At 63.8% G+C, this 293-nt stretch carries 1 protein-coding gene; it reads right to left on the bottom strand.

Annotated elements, in window-relative coordinates; all coding sequences use genetic code 11:
• Window positions 1-293 (bottom strand): Ig-like domain-containing protein (locus ACLF3M_RS35470; protein WP_430661723.1); only part of this gene is annotated, 293 nt, incomplete at both ends.

The raw sequence follows: 293 nt of genomic DNA, 5'->3' as shown, positions 1-293 counted from the left end.
TTGTCGTACACGGCGAAGGTGAAGGACTCGCCGGTGTCGTCGTTCGGCGCCGGCGTGTAGGTCAGCAGTCCCGCCGCGATGTCGGACGCGGCGATGATGAAGCCTACCTCAACGTCCCCACCATTGAGCTTCAGCGTGCCATTCGCCGGCAGGCTGTAGATCACGACGCCCCCGAAGGTGCCGCCGGTATCGACGTCAGAGAAGGTGCCGAAATCCGAGACGCTGAGAACCTTCGTGGTGTCCTCGGTCACCGACACCGTGTCGTCCGTCGAAGTAGGCGCGTCGTTCACCGG

The sequence above is a fragment of the Falsiroseomonas sp. HW251 genome, from assembly GCF_050563545.1.
GTDB lineage: Bacteria > Pseudomonadota > Alphaproteobacteria > Acetobacterales > Acetobacteraceae > Falsiroseomonas.
This window is presented reverse-complemented; position numbering and strand designations above follow the sequence as displayed.